The 14,865-nt window shown below is 37.7% G+C and carries 15 protein-coding genes; 13 read left to right on the plus strand and 2 right to left on the minus strand.

Annotated features, from left to right (window positions below):
- Window positions 1–139: 139 nt before the first annotated feature.
- The 6 genes from ACLIJJ_RS23230 (at window position 140) to ACLIJJ_RS23255 (ending at window position 6,135) form a co-directional block, all read left to right on the plus strand.
- The gene (locus ACLIJJ_RS23230; protein ID WP_233316885.1) at window positions 140–1,096 is read left to right on the plus strand and encodes an ABC transporter permease; all 957 of its coding nucleotides are present in this window, start codon (window positions 140–142) and stop codon (window positions 1,094–1,096) included.
- Window positions 1,083–2,039: an iron chelate uptake ABC transporter family permease subunit gene (locus ACLIJJ_RS23235; protein ID WP_411411768.1), complete on the plus strand. Its 957-nt coding sequence runs from the start codon at window positions 1,083–1,085 to the stop codon at window positions 2,037–2,039. Before ACLIJJ_RS23230 ends, ACLIJJ_RS23235 begins: the two co-directional genes overlap by 14 nt.
- Complete coding sequence (locus tag ACLIJJ_RS23240) at window positions 2,033–2,791, plus strand: iron ABC transporter ATP-binding protein (RefSeq protein WP_233316887.1); 759 nt, start codon at window positions 2,033–2,035, stop codon at window positions 2,789–2,791. Before ACLIJJ_RS23235 ends, ACLIJJ_RS23240 begins: the two co-directional genes overlap by 7 nt.
- A gap of 270 nt (window positions 2,792–3,061) precedes the next feature.
- Window positions 3,062–4,009, plus strand: coding sequence for a siderophore ABC transporter substrate-binding protein (locus ACLIJJ_RS23245; RefSeq protein ID WP_282581412.1), 948 nt, complete (start codon window positions 3,062–3,064; stop codon window positions 4,007–4,009).
- Between the two features lie 153 nt (window positions 4,010–4,162).
- Window positions 4,163–5,152, plus strand: coding sequence for a Gfo/Idh/MocA family protein (locus tag ACLIJJ_RS23250; RefSeq protein ID WP_233316888.1), 990 nt, complete (start codon window positions 4,163–4,165; stop codon window positions 5,150–5,152).
- Between the two features lie 92 nt (window positions 5,153–5,244).
- Window positions 5,245–6,135: an ROK family protein gene (locus tag ACLIJJ_RS23255; protein WP_233316889.1), complete on the plus strand. Its 891-nt coding sequence runs from the start codon at window positions 5,245–5,247 to the stop codon at window positions 6,133–6,135.
- 48 nt (window positions 6,136–6,183) lie between these two features.
- On the opposite strand, the gene ACLIJJ_RS23260 is transcribed toward ACLIJJ_RS23255, so the two are convergent.
- Window positions 6,184–6,627, minus strand: a complete 444-nt coding sequence (locus ACLIJJ_RS23260) for a GNAT family N-acetyltransferase (protein WP_411411769.1) — start codon at window positions 6,625–6,627, stop codon at window positions 6,184–6,186.
- Window positions 6,628–6,802: 175 nt separating this feature from the next.
- On the opposite strand from ACLIJJ_RS23260, the gene ACLIJJ_RS23265 reads away from it, so the two are divergent.
- The 4 genes from ACLIJJ_RS23265 to ACLIJJ_RS23280 all read left to right on the plus strand — a co-directional run bounded on the left by ACLIJJ_RS23265 (window position 6,803) and on the right by ACLIJJ_RS23280 (window position 11,838).
- Window positions 6,803–7,501 (plus strand): response regulator transcription factor, encoded by a 699-nt coding sequence (locus tag ACLIJJ_RS23265; protein ID WP_233316891.1) that lies wholly within the window; start codon window positions 6,803–6,805, stop codon window positions 7,499–7,501.
- Window positions 7,491–8,900 (plus strand): sensor histidine kinase, encoded by a 1,410-nt coding sequence (locus ACLIJJ_RS23270; protein ID WP_233316892.1) that lies wholly within the window; start codon window positions 7,491–7,493, stop codon window positions 8,898–8,900. The genes ACLIJJ_RS23265 and ACLIJJ_RS23270 overlap by 11 nt, the downstream gene beginning before the upstream one ends.
- Before the next feature lie 246 nt (window positions 8,901–9,146).
- Window positions 9,147–10,760, plus strand: coding sequence for a trypsin-like peptidase domain-containing protein (locus ACLIJJ_RS23275; protein ID WP_411411770.1), 1,614 nt, complete (start codon window positions 9,147–9,149; stop codon window positions 10,758–10,760).
- A 181-nt stretch (window positions 10,761–10,941) separates the two neighbouring features.
- A complete protein-coding gene (locus tag ACLIJJ_RS23280) occupies window positions 10,942–11,838 on the plus strand; it encodes a peptidylprolyl isomerase (RefSeq protein WP_233316893.1) in 897 nt (298 codons plus the stop codon).
- Window positions 11,839–11,884: 46 nt separating this feature from the next.
- Here ACLIJJ_RS23280 and def read toward each other — a convergent pair whose 3' ends face one another.
- Window positions 11,885–12,460 carry a peptide deformylase gene (gene def / locus ACLIJJ_RS23285; RefSeq protein WP_233316894.1) on the minus strand — a complete coding sequence of 192 codons (576 nt, stop codon included), beginning with the start codon at window positions 12,458–12,460 and terminating at the stop codon, window positions 11,885–11,887.
- 208 nt (window positions 12,461–12,668) lie between these two features.
- Between def and ACLIJJ_RS23290 the strand changes: the two genes are divergently transcribed.
- The 3 genes from ACLIJJ_RS23290 to ACLIJJ_RS23300 all read left to right on the plus strand — a co-directional run bounded on the left by ACLIJJ_RS23290 (window position 12,669) and on the right by ACLIJJ_RS23300 (window position 14,843).
- Window positions 12,669–13,394 (plus strand): hypothetical protein, encoded by a 726-nt coding sequence (locus ACLIJJ_RS23290; RefSeq protein ID WP_411411771.1) that lies wholly within the window; start codon window positions 12,669–12,671, stop codon window positions 13,392–13,394.
- Between the two features lie 461 nt (window positions 13,395–13,855).
- Window positions 13,856–14,101 carry a hypothetical protein gene (locus tag ACLIJJ_RS23295; protein ID WP_233316896.1) on the plus strand — a complete coding sequence of 82 codons (246 nt, stop codon included), beginning with the start codon at window positions 13,856–13,858 and terminating at the stop codon, window positions 14,099–14,101.
- Window positions 14,102–14,300: 199 nt separating this feature from the next.
- On the plus strand, window positions 14,301–14,843 hold the full coding sequence (locus ACLIJJ_RS23300; RefSeq protein WP_233316897.1) for a helix-turn-helix domain-containing protein: 543 nt from the start codon (window positions 14,301–14,303) through the stop codon (window positions 14,841–14,843).
- Window positions 14,844–14,865 lie beyond the last annotated feature (22 nt).

The following is a 14,865-nucleotide window of genomic DNA, read 5'->3' on the forward strand; positions in this document are numbered from 1 at the left end:
ACCATTGACGATAATCAAAAAAATGATAAAATCAGTTTAAGAGCGTAAATGATAATGAAAATCATTTGAGAATTTTTTTAGATAGAATTACTTTTTAAGGAGGCGAGTTGAGAGAGGTTTTTGACTCAATCTACCATCTATGAAGATAAGATATTTAGCCATCATGTTAATAGTGTTGTCAATCGCCTCCTTGTTTATAGGAGTTATTGATATTAATCCTTTGAGCATCTTTAAGCTGACAGAGGATCAAAAAGAAATATTATTAATCAGCAGGTTCCCCCGATTAATAAGCATTATTATTGCAGGTGTAAGCCTTAGCGTTTGCGGACTAATTATGCAGCAAATTACCAGAAATAAATTTGTGTCTCCAACAACAGCAGGCACGATGGACTGGGCAAGATTTGGCATTCTTATTGCGCTCATGATGTTCACAACTGCAACTCCGATTGTTAAAATGCTTGTTGCCTTCGTTTTTGCATTGCTTGGTACATTCCTGTTTATGCAAATACTGAATCGAATCAAATTTAAGGATGCCATTTTCATCCCGCTTGTCGGCTTGATGCTTGGAAACATCATCAGCTCCATTACAACATTCTTTTCTATGAAGAATGATCTTGTACAAAACATGTCATCATGGCTCCAAGGTGATTTTTCACTGATCATGGAAGGAAGATATGAGCTCCTGTACATAAGCATTCCTGTCGTCATTATCGCATATCTATATGCGAACAAATTCACAATCGCCGGCATGGGTGAAGAGTTCTCCACGAACTTAGGTCTTAACCATAAAAGAGTGGTAAATATTGGGCTGATTATTGTTGCCCTTGTTTCATCAGTTGTACTGCTCACGGTCGGTATGATTCCATTTTTAGGGCTTATCATTCCTAATATAGTCTCTCTCTACAGAGGAGATAACTTGAAGAACAGCTTAACGCACACAGCATTACTTGGTGCAAACTTTGTGCTGATATGCGATATCCTTGGACGGATAATCATTTATCCTTATGAAATCTCGATAGGTGTAATGGTTGGCGTTATCGGGAGTGCCATATTCCTTTATTTATTGATAAGGAGAAGAACGTATGAATCAGCCTAAGAGAAAACTTTTACTTCTAGCGATAATAGCCGTTCTGCTTATTGCAGTATTCATGCTGATAAAGGTGAGCAGTGTGAATTGGGAATATGTTATACCAAGAAGAGCAATCAAAATATTAGCAATATGCCTGACAGGCGGATGTATCGCATTTTCATCCATGGTTTTCCATACCATCACTAATAACCGAATCCTAACACCGAGTATTCTAGGTCTAGATTCTTTGTATTTATTTATCCAAACGTTTGTAGTTTTCTTTTTCGGTTCACAGAGCTTAACGATGTTGAACAGTAATGTTAACTTTCTGTTATCAGTCGGGCTGATGATTCTTTTCTCAGTTGCCCTTTACTACTTGTTCTTCCGAAAAGGAAGTCAGAATATCCTGCTGCTTCTCCTGATTGGAATTATTCTTGGCAGCTTCTTCTCAAGTCTGTCATCTTTTATGCAGATGCTGATAGATCCTAATGAGTTTTTGATTGTTCAAGACAAAATGTTTGCTAGCTTTAATAGTGTAAATACGGATATTTTGACAATATGTATTGTGATAATTGCAGTGATTGCTATTTACGTGTCACGCTACAGCAAGTTTTTCGATGTAATGTCACTTGGAAAAGAGCAGGCAATCAATCTGGGAATTGATTATGATCGTGTTGTAAGAAATATGCTCGTTGTAGTTGCAATTCTGGTCAGTGTATCAACTGCTCTTGTCGGACCAATCACCTTCCTTGGATTGCTCGTCGTGAATCTTGCAAGAGAATTCCTTAGAACGTATAAACACAGCCAACTCATTGCAGGTTCCATCTTGTTAAGCATCATAGCCCTTGTTGGCGGTTTGCTCATAGTGGAAAGAGTGTTTACATTCTCGACAACAATCAGTGTTATCATCAACTTTGTCGGCGGAATTTATTTCATCTATTTATTGTTAAAGGAGAGAAGAGCATGGTAGAGGTCAAGAATGTCAGTAAACAATACAATGGAAAAAGCGTCCTTGAAAATGTGTCTCTTTCCATCGAAAAAGGAAAGATTACTTCCTTTATCGGCCCGAACGGTGCCGGGAAAAGCACATTGTTATCCATCATCAGCAGGCTGATTAAAGCTGACAACGGTGAAGTCCTGATTGATGGGCAAGATGTCTCCACTACAAAAAGCAATATTCTGGCAAAAAAGATTTCCATCCTCAAGCAGAGCAATCATATTAATATACGATTGACTGTTAAGGAACTAGTAAGTTTCGGAAGGTTTCCTTATTCACAAGGAAGACTGACGAAAGAGGATGAAACAGCCGTGGCAGAAGCAATTTCGTATATGGAGCTTGATGAAATTCAGCATAAATATTTGGATCAATTGAGCGGCGGTCAGAAACAGCGAGCATATATTGCGATGGTTATTGCACAGGATACAGAATACATCTTGCTCGATGAGCCGCTGAACAATCTGGATATGAAGCATTCTGTGCAAATCATGAAGGTTCTTAGAAGGCTTGTAAATGAGCTGGGAAAAACAGTTGTCATTGTAATTCATGATATTAATTTTGCCTCTGTTTATTCTGACAATATAGTGGCATTAAAGAATGGCAAACTAGTTAATAATGGTCCAGCAGACAGTATTATCAATCAAGCTGTTCTAAAGGATATCTATGAAATGGATATGCAGATTGAGGAGATTAACGATCATAAAATCTGTGTCTATTTCGCTTAAAATCATAAATTAATGACTGTAAAGCTAAGCAGAACTAATGGTAGATGTTCAATAAAAAGAAAGGAGGCAGTGTTTCTATGGAATACTTAAAAATAAGTCTCTTCGCCAGAAGAACCATAATAACACTACCATTAGCATTAGTACTTTTCTGTGTGACATTCTAGGAAAATGCACTAGGAAAATACTAATATCTCAATCATAGGATATTCTGTTTATCATTGCAATCAATTTAATTTAAATAATCTAAATATAATAATAGGGGTGTCTTAATTGAAGAAAAAACTATCTATATTATTCATAGCATTAGTTATGGCAGTATTAGCAGCTTGCGGCAATACTTCTACAAGCAGCAGTTCATCTGATAATGAAAAAGCAGCAGAACCAATTACAGTAAAACATGATTTAGGCGAAACAAAAGTTGATCCAAATCCAAAAAAAGTGGTTGTATTTGATATGGGTATCTTAGACACATTAGACAAACTTGGTGTAGAAGTAGCAGGTGTTCCACAAGACAGCCTTCCAGAGTATCTTTCAAAGTACAGTGACAGCAAATATACAAATGTCGGTGGACTTAAAGAGCCAGACTTAGAGGCAATAAGCGAATTGGCTCCAGATGTTATCTTTATTTCAGGCAGACAATCAGCAGCATATGAAGACTTAAGCGAAATTGCGCCAACTGTTTATGTGGGTGTTGATACGACTAAATATATGGAATCATTTAAGAGCAATATGGAACTAGTTGGACAAATCTTCGGTAAAGAAGATGCAGTAAAAGAAGAATTAGCAAATATTGATGAAACAATTTCAGCATTAAACGATAAAGCGAAGGCAGTAGAAGGTAAATCATTAGTAGTATTAGTAAATGATGGCAGTGTGAGTGCGTATGGATCTGGATCAAGATTCGGAATCATTCATGACGTATTTGGATTGGCTCAAGCAGATGAAAAAATTGAGGCTTCAACACATGGACAAAGCATTTCCTTTGAGTATATCGCAGAAAAGAACCCAGAATATCTATTTGTTGTAGATAGAGGCGCTGTTGTCGGCGGAGAATCCTCTGCAGAAAAAGTATTGGATAACGAGCTAGTTAACGGTACTGATGCAGCTAAAGACGGTCATATCATCTACTTAAATCCTAACTATTGGTACCTTTCTGGCGGTGGTTTGATTTCTACAGAAGAAATGGCGAAAGAAATCGATGCTGGTATTTCAAAATAATAATTTCTAAGATAGGAACCCGGTTTGCTTATAAGCAGAACGGGTTCTTTCATTTACAATTTATGAAAATGCTGCTATAGAGTTGCTTTTTCATAATTTTCGATAGAAAATATAAAAGAGAAAATATGTTTAAGATGGGCAAGGAGGATTTTCATGAGTATTCGATTTGGAATTATAGGAACAAACTGGATTACAGAATCATTTATTCAAGCAGCAAGTATGGTGGAGGAGTTCACTTTAGCTGCTGTGTATTCACGTTCAAAAGAAAAAGGTGAAGCATTTGCGCAAAAGTATAATGCAGAACATATATTCACAAGTCTGACTGAGATGGCAGAAAGTGATCAAGTCGATGCCGTATATATTGCAAGCCCCAACTCATTGCATGCGGAGCAGTCCATCCTTTTTTTAAAGAATAAAAAGCATGTTTTAACAGAAAAAGCATTCGCTTCGAATGTTAAGGAAGCGGAAATAATGATATCGGTTGCAAAAGAAAACAATGTGCTGCTGATGGAAGCTTTAAAGACAACCATGCTGCCTAATTTCAAGGTAATTCAAGAAAATATACATAAAATAGGGAAAGTTAGACGTGCATTCGCAAGCTATTGTCAGTATTCTTCCCGCTATGACGCATACAAAGAAGGGAATATTCTTAATGCTTTCAAGCCGGAATTCTCTAATGGAGCATTAATGGATATCGGCGTGTACTGCATTTACCCAATGGTAGCCTTATTTGGAAAGCCTCAGTCTGTCAAAGCATCAAGCTATCTGCTTGAGAGCGGTGTCGATGGAGAAGGAAGCATCATTATGACCTATAAGGATATGGATATTGTGCTAATGTACTCTAAGATCACAAACTCCCTTATCCCATCAGAAATCCAAGGTGAGGATGGCAATATCTTAATAGATCAAATGAATACACCGCAAAAGATAGAGATAGCGTTCCGCAACGGGGAAAGAGAAGATGTTTCTGTTCAGCAAAAGGAAGAAGCTATGTATTACGAAGCGAAGGAGTTTATTGATACTATCCTTGCAGGGAAGACAGAATCGTCCATAAATTCCCTTGATTTATCCTTAGCTGTAATGGAAGTAATGGAAGAAGTAAGAAAACAAACAGGAATTGTGTTTCCTGCAGATAAAAAGTAAATCCTTGTTTAGACACTTAAAATAGCCTGGTGCTATTTTAAGAGAAAATATTGAAAGCGTTCTTACTGATTATGAAAAGGGGGAGAAAATGCATGAAATTATTCGGTGCAGTGGAGGCTGGCGGAACAAAATTTGTATGTGCGGCGGGAACGGAAACAGGAGAAATTAAGGAACGTATCTCAATACCTACTACTACTCCAGAAGAAACGATGCCAGAGGTAATTGCTTTTTTTAAAAAGCATAAAGTGGAAGCAATCGGCATCGGCTCTTTCGGACCAATTGATGTAGATAATAATAGTCCGACATATGGCAACATCACGACAACTCCTAAGCTTGCTTGGAGAGATTACCCATTACTAAATGCGCTTAAGAAGGAATTTTCCATTCCAATGGGCTTCAATACGGATGTAAACATTGCAGCCTTAGGAGAAGCAGTTCTTGGAGCAGCTAAGGGACTTGACAGCTGTCTCTATATAACTGTAGGAACCGGAATAGGTGCAGGAGCAATAGTTCAAGGAGAGCTACTCCAAGGTTTAACACATCCTGAAATGGGTCACATCCTAGTGAGGAGACATCCTGAAGATAACTATAAGGGAAGATGTCCTTATCATGGAGATTGCCTTGAAGGATTAGCTGCAGGACCTGCTATTGAAGAAAGATGGGGCAAAAAAGCAATAGAATTAAGCGATAATGACAAGGTCTGGGAAATAGAAGGATATTATATTGCTCAAGCACTTATGCAATATATATTAATACTGTCACCGAAAAAAATCATCCTCGGTGGCGGGGTTATGAACCAGGAGCATGTTTTGTCACATATTAACCGCAATCTCAAGGAGCTTTTGAATGGCTATATCGAATTTCCCCAAGTCTCCTCAGATATAGACAATTATATTGTGAGACCGGGCCTTGGCGACAATGCAGGTATAACAGGCGGAATACTGCTGGCAAGCCGTGTATGGAAAGAAAGCATAAATAAATAATGAACAGGAAAAGCCTCCAGGGAAAACCCTTTTCCCTGAGGCTTTTTATTATTTTATCTCAAGCTGGACGAGAACAGGGCCGCCTGCAGGTGTAAATGTCTTCGTTATTTCAAAACCCCATTTTTGGTAAAGCCGGACTGCTGGCGTATTCTTCGCAGCAGTGCATACATGAACTGGTTTCCCCCGTTTTTCCAACAGGCTGCTTTGAAGTCTTGAAGCTACGCCTTGCTGAAAATAGGCAGGGTGAACAATGAGTCTGCTGATGAGAAGGATATTCTCTGTTTCCTCGTAAGAAAGAACACCAACCAATTCTTTATTAACCTTCCAGCCGATAAACACTTCACAGCTGTTCTGAATATGAAAGAGGCTCTCCTTTAATGGAGGCAGATCATCATATTCAATAAGATCAGCCTCCACTTGATAGGAAAGCTTTTGTAATTTATGAATAGCTCCTGCAGCTAATTCATCTGCTTGATTTAAATGGATAAGCATAAACATCAGCTCCTTTGTTGTTTCCTTTTATTATAAAGCTTAAGCATAATTTTGAAATTATGAACAAATTATTGCTAACCCATTAACATTCATTTAAACATGTTCAAGAACTGTTGCATAGAGGAAGGAAAGCAGGTTTAATAAATACAAAAGCAAGAGGCGGAGGGCAGCAAATATGAAAGTTTTAGTTGTAGAAGATAATATTGGTGTTTGCTCTATGTTAGAGATGTTTTTTGGGAAAGAAGGATTCAATGGAGTATTTCTTCATGATGGATTAGAAGGATATAAACATTTTATAAATAATGAATATGATATGGTTATTTTGGATTGGATGCTGCCGGGAATGGACGGAATAACAGTTTGTCGGAAAATTAGAGAAGTGGACCAAAATGTGCCGATTATAATGTTAACAGCAAAGGATACAGAATCTGATCAAGTTCTTGGTCTTGAGATGGGCGCTGACGATTATGTCACTAAGCCGTTCAGTCCGTTGGCGCTGACTGCGAGAATGAAAGCAATAATCAGAAGACAGGTAAAGGATAAAAATAGTTTGGAAGAAGCGTTAGAAACGAGTATCATTAAGATTAATAAGGAAACACGGGAAGTATATATTTCAGACAAGCTTATTCCTAATCTTACTCCTAAAGAGTTTGACCTTCTATCGTTTTTTGCACAGCATCCAAAACAAGTGTTTTCAAGAGATCAAATCCTTGAACAAGTGTGGGGCTTTCAATTTTACGGAGATGATCGTACAGTAGATGTTCATATTAAAAGGCTGAGACGGAAAATCGGCCGTGATAATCAGCCATTCTTTCACACTGTGTGGGGAGTAGGCTATAAATACGATGAAACGGTGGTAATGAATGAGAATTAAGTATTTATACCAGCAGCTGATCAGCCATATCAGTGTCATAGTAGTTGCGTTTTTAGTTGTAAGCATTGCCTCCACTCATTTTGTAGAGAAGGTCGTGCTCACCATTAAAGGACAGGAGCTTTATGATTATGGCATCAACATCCTGACAGATATTCAAGGAAACCAAATGCAGACCTCCGCTCAGGAAACACTGCTGAATTACGCAGATGTGCTCAAAAGCAGGGGCGTAACATTCGGGATTTTTGATACACAGCAAAATGTCATTGCATCTGTCGGCAAAAGAATTAATATAACGGATGAAGAATGGAATGCCATTAAAGACGGAGAGAACAATAAAGTAATTAAAAGCAGTACACGACGGGGCAATCAAGAAGTTACCCTTGTTGCTATTCCTTATAGTGTGAACGGAGAGGTGGAAGGTGGAATATTGCTGACCGCTCCTTTAAGTGATTCGAAGCAGCTTATAAATGAAATAAATAAATATCTTGTGTATTCTGTGTTTTTTGCATTTGGAGTAGCATTGCTGTTAAGTATATTGTTGTCGAGAATTCACGTGAGAAGGATTAAAAAGCTGCAGGAAGCAACAAGTCTTGTTGCTGTTGGAGACTACAGTGTCAGAGTTCACTCCTCGAACTTTGATGAGATTGGCGAATTAGCGAGTGACTTTAATTCCATGGTTGATCGTCTGCGTATTTCAAAGGAAGAGATAGATGCCTTAGAAAATCGACGAAGACAGTTCATGTCAGATGTATCTCATGAATTGAAAACACCGCTAACAACCATCAGCGGTGTTATCGAAGGACTCAATAATAATATGATACCTGAAGCAGAAAAAGGAAAAGGGATTACTCTTGTGAGTCAGGAAACGAAAAGGCTTATTAGGCTTGTGAATGAGAATTTGGATTATGATAAAATTCGCTCCAACCAGATAGTGCTGATGAAGGAAACAATTCAGCTTGGAGAAGTTCTGGAGATTATTCAAGAACAGCTTTATACACAGGCAGTCGAGAAAAATTTGGCAATCAATGTCGATGTGGCGGATGATATTTATATTTATGCCGATTATGACAGACTGATTCAAATTATTATGAATATCACGAAGAATAGTATTCAGTTTACAGATGCCGGCGAAATTTGGTTAAGAGGCAGAACGGATGAAAGTTATACAATAATAGAAATCAAAGATACAGGTATTGGAATGGACCCAGCAGAAATTGAAAATATTTGGAAGAGGTTTTATAAGGCTGATATTTCAAGAACGAATAATCCATACGGAGAGTTTGGGTTAGGGTTATCGATTGTAAAACAGCTTGTACAGTTCCATAATGGGAAAATTGAAGTAAGCAGCCAAAAAGGAGCAGGAACGAGATTTACGATTTATTTTCCAATATTTAAATAGGAGAGATGCTTCTGATTATGCTGGGTAGTAAGGTTTATGCTTAGCGTAATCAGAGCTTTTTTACTATCTGCAGCAACAGTAGGTGGAAATTCTCTATTTCGTCCTTAATTTTTCTAGGTCTATTAAAACTTTGTTAATAATTTATTCATATATAAGTTTTATTATATAAACATGAAATCAAAACAATAATTAATTTCTTCTTATAGATGATGCATAGTTGGTAATTATTATAGGAGGTATAAAACGATGAATGAGTTTGAAAAAAACAAAGAGAATATGAACGGAGAACAGGACTTTGAAAGCAAAAATGAGAGTGTGAACGAAGAACAAAATGTTGAAATGCAAAAAGAGCTCACAAACAATGCTGAGTTTACGGCAAGAAAGGAAGAAGACAAAGCGAATGATGAAGCAGTTGATTTAAACAAGCTGGAAGAAAATCCAATAGTAAAATCAGAGAATCAGGAGGATGACAGCCAAAATACAGGTATGTCCGACTTCGATAAGGCAGATGCGATAGCTCGTGAATATGAAAAAATGGCAAGTGACGCCGAGGAGGAAAGACTTGCAGCCCAAAAGCAGATTCACGTTCAGCAAACAATGGCAGCAGCTGCAAAAGCTGAAGAGCCTTCTGGCAAAAGAAGCAAGGAGCGGCCGTCAGCAGGCAGTCCTAAATGGAAAGGGTTCTTTTCCTTGCTGGCAGCCGGTGTTGTCGGGTCTGCATTGACATTTGTTGCTGTTCCACATACGAATTTGCTTGATGGGCAGTATGAAAAGCTGGAACAACAGGTAGAGGAATTAAGTAGTAAAGTTGGCAATAGCAGCTCTAGCTCTAATAATATAACAGCACAGACTACATCAGCCCAAACTTCTGACAGTTCAACGTCCATTGCAGATATGGTTGAGTCCTCTTCTAAGGCAATTGTTGGAATTGTGAATGTTCAGCAACAAACAACGAGCCAATTTTCCCAAAGCACGTCCACTGACGTCGAATCAGGGTCAGGCTCTGGAATCATCTTTAAAAAGGATGATAAATATGCGTACATTGCTACAAACAATCACGTGATAGAAGGTGCGAATTCATTAGAGATCTCACTGTATAACGGTGATAAGACAGAAGGGAAATTAATCGGTGCAGATGCCCTTACTGACTTGGCTGTTGTCAGAATTGATGCGAAGTATGCTACGGATGTAATTAATTTTGGGGATTCCACTACACTGCGCCCAGGTGATCAAGTTTGGGCAATCGGTAACCCACTTGGCCTTGATTTATCGAGAACAGTTACACAAGGTATTGTAAGTGCGGTGGACAGAAGTATTACTGTTAACACATCTGCTGGTGACTGGGAGTTTAACGTAATTCAGACAGATGCGGCGATAAACCCAGGGAACAGCGGAGGTGCCTTGATTAACTCTGCAGGCGAGGTTGTCGGCATCAACAGCTTGAAAATCTCAGAGGATGGAGTAGAGGGGCTTGGCTTTGCAATACCAAGTAATGATTTGCTTCCAATCGTCAATGAAATCATTGAAAATGGCGAGGTAGAGCGTCCATATATCGGTGTCGGACTGGCAAGCTTAGAAGAAGTTCCGCAGATGTACTTGCAGGACCTTCCTGACTCTGTAACAAAAGGAGTTATGGTAACAAATATTGATTCTAACTCTGCGGCAGCTAAAGCAGGTCTTGAAGTACAAGATGTAATTGTCTCCATAAACGGAACTGAACTAGAAGGGTCTTCTGACTTGAGAAAATATCTATATACGAAAGTGGATATCGGCGATAAAGTAAAAATGGTCGTATATAATGATGGCAGTAAGAAGACAGTAGAGCTGACTTTAACGAGCAACAGCAGCAGCACTAATTAAGAGGCTTGTTTCATACTAAAAATCCCATCTGGTAAAATTACTAAAAATCAGATGGGATTTCTATTTTTGTTAATATTTTTGTAATATTTTTATGGTATGATGTATTTTATGTGGCAGTGGAATTGTCATATCTATTATGATAGTTTTAGTTTATTAAAATATAGTTTAGAGAGGACACAGGATGAAAAACAAAAAGATTATTTTACCCATTTTAGCAGTAGTACTAATAGCGTTGATCGTTGTTGCTGTTATTCTAGTTCAGAAGAATAACACAGTAGCATCTATCGATGGAGAAAAAATCACGCAAGATGACTTAAACGAGGCGTTGAATAAGCAATACGGGACATCTATCCTTGAGACTTTAATTGCTAATAAAGTAGTTGATTTAGAAGCGGAAAAAGAAAAAGTTAAGGTAACGGATAAAGAACAAGAGGACGAGCTTAACGAGCTTATTGAATCTTCAGGCGGCGAAGATGCTTTCAATGCTGCATTAGAAGCGAACGGTGCATCTAAAGCAGATATCGAAGAAGAGCTGTTGCGCTATTTGAAAATCAAAAAATTGCTTGAGCCAAGAATCGAAGTTACGGATGATGAAATCCAGGCTTACTTTGATGAAAACAAAGCAAGCTTTGACACTCCTGAGCAAGTAGAAGCAAGTCATATTCTAGTTGCTGACGAAAAAACAGCAAAAGAAGTGAAGCAAAAGCTTGATGACGGTGAAGATTTCGCTGATCTTGCAAAAGAATACTCAACTGATACAGCAACAAAAGAAAACGGCGGTGAGCTAGGATACTTCTCATCTGGCCAAATGGTTGAAGAGTTTGAAAAAGCTGCTTTCGCTATGGATGTAGATGAAATCAGTGATCCAGTTGAAACAACAAACGGCTGGCACATCATTAAAGTAACAGGCCATAAAGATGCAGTAGAAGCTAAATTGGACGATCATAAAGATGAAATTAAAGATACAGTGTTCGAGAGCAAAATGAACACAGAATACAGCACATGGTTGGAAGAAGTAAAAGCTGACTACGACATCAAGAACAACTTGGATACTGCTAGCACAACAAGTGCAAGCTAATGAAAAAAGCGACTTTCCTGTAAAAGGGAAAGTCGCTTTTTTATGCTTAAAGAGGATTGATATCCATATCTGGAAGCTGAAATGGATTAGTGCTGTTAATATGGTCCGGAAACAATATACCGTTTAAATGATCGATTTCATGCTGAAATACAATTGCTTCATAGTCTTTCAGTTTAATTTTTACTTCTTTCCCGTTAATATCATAAGCCTTCACTGTAATTCTTTTAAAACGGGGCACATAGCCAATGACAGGTCTGTCAATAGAGAGACATCCTTCGCTGTCAGGCAGGTATATCATGCTTGCAGAGTGGCTGATGATTTTTGGATTGATTAGCATATGCTCAAAGTTATTGCCATTTTCACCTTTAATAAAGGCCGCAAACATCCTTTTGTTAAGCCCGATTTGATTTGCGGAGATGCCGACACCGGGACGAAGCTTATACTTTTTAGCAAGGCTAGGATCCTGGCTGTTTTTTAAGTATTGCAGCATGCACAGAAGCTCTTGCTTATCCTCCTCGGTTGGCGGCAGTGAAAGTTCAGGCATTTTCTCTCTGAGGATATCATCACCTTCTCTTACGATATCCTGCATCGTTATTACATATGATTGATTGTACTTGCTCATGTATTTAATCAACTCCATTATTGTCCTTTTATAGTCGAAAAACCATATAAGTAAAATAGCAAAAGAATGGATGGAAGTCTAATTCTAACTTACGGGATCATCATAAAAATAATGTCTGTTTTCTTCAAGTTAATTTACAATAAAAATTTACATAAATTATGAAACGAAGGAAAAGATAGGAGGGAAGGAAAATAAAGGAGGAAGCAATGTGAAAAAAATACTGGTAGTTGGATTGTTAACACTTAGTTTTATGATGCCTAGCTTTTTACATACAGCAAAAGCAGCTCCGGAGAACCCGCCGATAAACCATCAGGCGCCTGAGGAGGACCAAGCCTTCATTAAGAAGATGGCTGAGAGCTTAGGAATAAAAACAGACGGGAAAGACGGAGAAGCGCTAAAAAAGGAAATTCATGAGGTTTTAATTAAAAAAGAGGCAAGTAAGCTTGGTATTAAAACAGACGGAAAAGACATGAAGCAGATTGCTGCAGAGGTTCATGAAAAAAGACTGCAGGATGAAGCTAAAAAGCTGGGAATCAGCACAGAGGGCAAAGATCCACGCACGTTGATGAAAGAGTTATACGAAGCCAAGATTAAGCAAAAGGCGAAGGAATTAAATATTAAGACAGAAGGTAAAACACTTGAGCAGCTCAGTAAAGAAGTCAGAGAACAATTAATACTGTCAGAGGCAAAAAAAATGAACATTAAAACAGAGGGTAAGGATTTAAGAGCTCTTGCAAATGAAGTCAGAGAAGTCCAGATTACAAATGCCGCTAAGGAGCTTGGCATTGAAACGAAGGATAAAACACCGAAAGAACTGTTGAAGGAAATGATGATTAGTTACCCAGAAGAAGTGAAAAAGCTTAAGCTGCTGCCATTTCATGAAGGACCTATGATGGGGCATCACCATCGAGGCAAAGAAGCACGAGAGAATTAAATAACGATATTCTACAATACAGAGCTATAGACGCTGCTTTAAAGAGCAGCGTCTTCTCTATGGTTTATAGTGGAAAATTGTATTTTTATGCAAAATTAAAACAAATGATAAATGTACTATAAACCGGCAGAGAATAAGCAGTTTTTTAATAAAGGGAGTATTTGGAAGGAGAAACAGTGAGTGATTTGCGTAGTTTAATGCTATTTATTGACTAAATATTAAGACTATTATACCTGTGTTCTATATATTGAAATGATATGAAATACCTATTAACAAATCAGATTATCAACCCTAATATCTATTTTTGTAAAAAATATGCATAAATGAATGTTATTTTCGTTAATGATTAGTATTCTTATTTTACAGGGGTCTGTCTTTCATTCATTTTTGGTTAGAGAAATGAACAGAAGTCAGCTTAGATAAATTATCGAATAAGGGAGAAGCATTAGGAGGAATACATTTTGAAACAATATTCCAAACTACGAATTACCGAAAAAGATCAGAATATATACAACGCTTTGTGTGATTTGTATAAGGAAAAGAACGAGGAAGCTGGAATAGGTCCTACCGAGATTGGGATAAGAGTTGGCAGGGATTCGTATGATGCTTCTGCTTACTGTAATGCTTCACTTAAAAAGCTTATACATTTCGGGAAAATAGAAAAAGTGGAGAATGGAAAGTATAGACCGTTAATGGAGGAAGAATAAGTTTCTATTCAATGTGGGAGGATTTTGCGAAAGCAAAGTCCTCCATTTTTTTATATGTTGGATGTTTTTTTAAAATAGGATTGCAGTCCATTCAAATTATTGTATAATGAACGGAGTAAAATTAAACTTAAAGTTTAGTTTCAGTAAACTTTTATGACTTTGAGTTTACTATTTCTAAACAAAAAAGTAGGTTAAAAATATGGAAATAGGTAAAAAGATAAAGAACTTGCGTTTGAAAAAGGGTCTGACCCAGGAAGAGCTTGGGGAAAGGACAGATTTAAGCAAAGGTTATATATCACAGCTCGAACGAGATTTAAGCTCTCCTTCTATTGAAACATTCTTTGATATTTTGGAAGTGCTAGGCTGTTCTCCAAAAGAATTTTTTGATGATGAAGAGAGGAAGCAGAAGGTTGTTTATACAGAAGAGGATGTAACAGACTTTTTTGATGAAGAAAAAGGCTATCATATTCAATGGCTAGTACCGGAATCCAATGAAAAGGAAATGGAGCCAATAAAGCTTAGCTTTAGTAAAAAAGGTGAATTTAAAAAGTTTGAGCCTTCCCTGTCTGAAACATATGCCTTCGTTTTGGAAGGGGAAGTGCTGTTAAAGCTCGGAAAACAAGAATACAGAGCAAGACAAGGGGAGTCCATCTATTTCCATGCGACAGAGGAGCACCAGTTCTTTAACATCGCTGATGGTAAGTCCTCACTGCTGCTTGTAGCAACTGATTCTTACTTATAAATTTAGGAGAAAAGGAGAATAT

This window comes from Niallia laureatilytica (genome assembly GCF_046613985.1).
In the GTDB taxonomy this organism is placed as follows: domain Bacteria; phylum Bacillota; class Bacilli; order Bacillales; family Cytobacillaceae; genus Niallia.

Bases quoted from the DNA above. Each gene is read 5' to 3' on its own strand.
- ACLIJJ_RS23230 (WP_233316885.1), top strand. From the start codon at position 140: ATGAAGATAAGATATTTAGCCATCATGTTAATAGTGTTGTCAATCGCC.
- ACLIJJ_RS23235 (WP_411411768.1), top strand. From the start codon at position 1,083: ATGAATCAGCCTAAGAGAAAACTTTTACTTCTAGCGATAATAGCCGTT.
- ACLIJJ_RS23240 (WP_233316887.1), top strand. From the start codon at position 2,033: ATGGTAGAGGTCAAGAATGTCAGTAAACAATACAATGGAAAAAGCGTC.
- ACLIJJ_RS23250 (WP_233316888.1), top strand. From the start codon at position 4,163: ATGAGTATTCGATTTGGAATTATAGGAACAAACTGGATTACAGAATCA.
- ACLIJJ_RS23255 (WP_233316889.1), top strand. From the start codon at position 5,245: ATGAAATTATTCGGTGCAGTGGAGGCTGGCGGAACAAAATTTGTATGT.
- ACLIJJ_RS23260 (WP_411411769.1), bottom strand. From the start codon at position 6,627: ATGCTTATCCATTTAAATCAAGCAGATGAATTAGCTGCAGGAGCTATT.
- ACLIJJ_RS23265 (WP_233316891.1), top strand. From the start codon at position 6,803: ATGAAAGTTTTAGTTGTAGAAGATAATATTGGTGTTTGCTCTATGTTA.
- ACLIJJ_RS23270 (WP_233316892.1), top strand. From the start codon at position 7,491: ATGAGAATTAAGTATTTATACCAGCAGCTGATCAGCCATATCAGTGTC.
- ACLIJJ_RS23275 (WP_411411770.1), top strand. From the start codon at position 9,147: ATGAATGAGTTTGAAAAAAACAAAGAGAATATGAACGGAGAACAGGAC.
- ACLIJJ_RS23280 (WP_233316893.1), top strand. From the start codon at position 10,942: ATGAAAAACAAAAAGATTATTTTACCCATTTTAGCAGTAGTACTAATA.
- def (WP_233316894.1), bottom strand. From the start codon at position 12,460: ATGAGCAAGTACAATCAATCATATGTAATAACGATGCAGGATATCGTA.
- ACLIJJ_RS23300 (WP_233316897.1), top strand. From the start codon at position 14,301: ATGGAAATAGGTAAAAAGATAAAGAACTTGCGTTTGAAAAAGGGTCTG.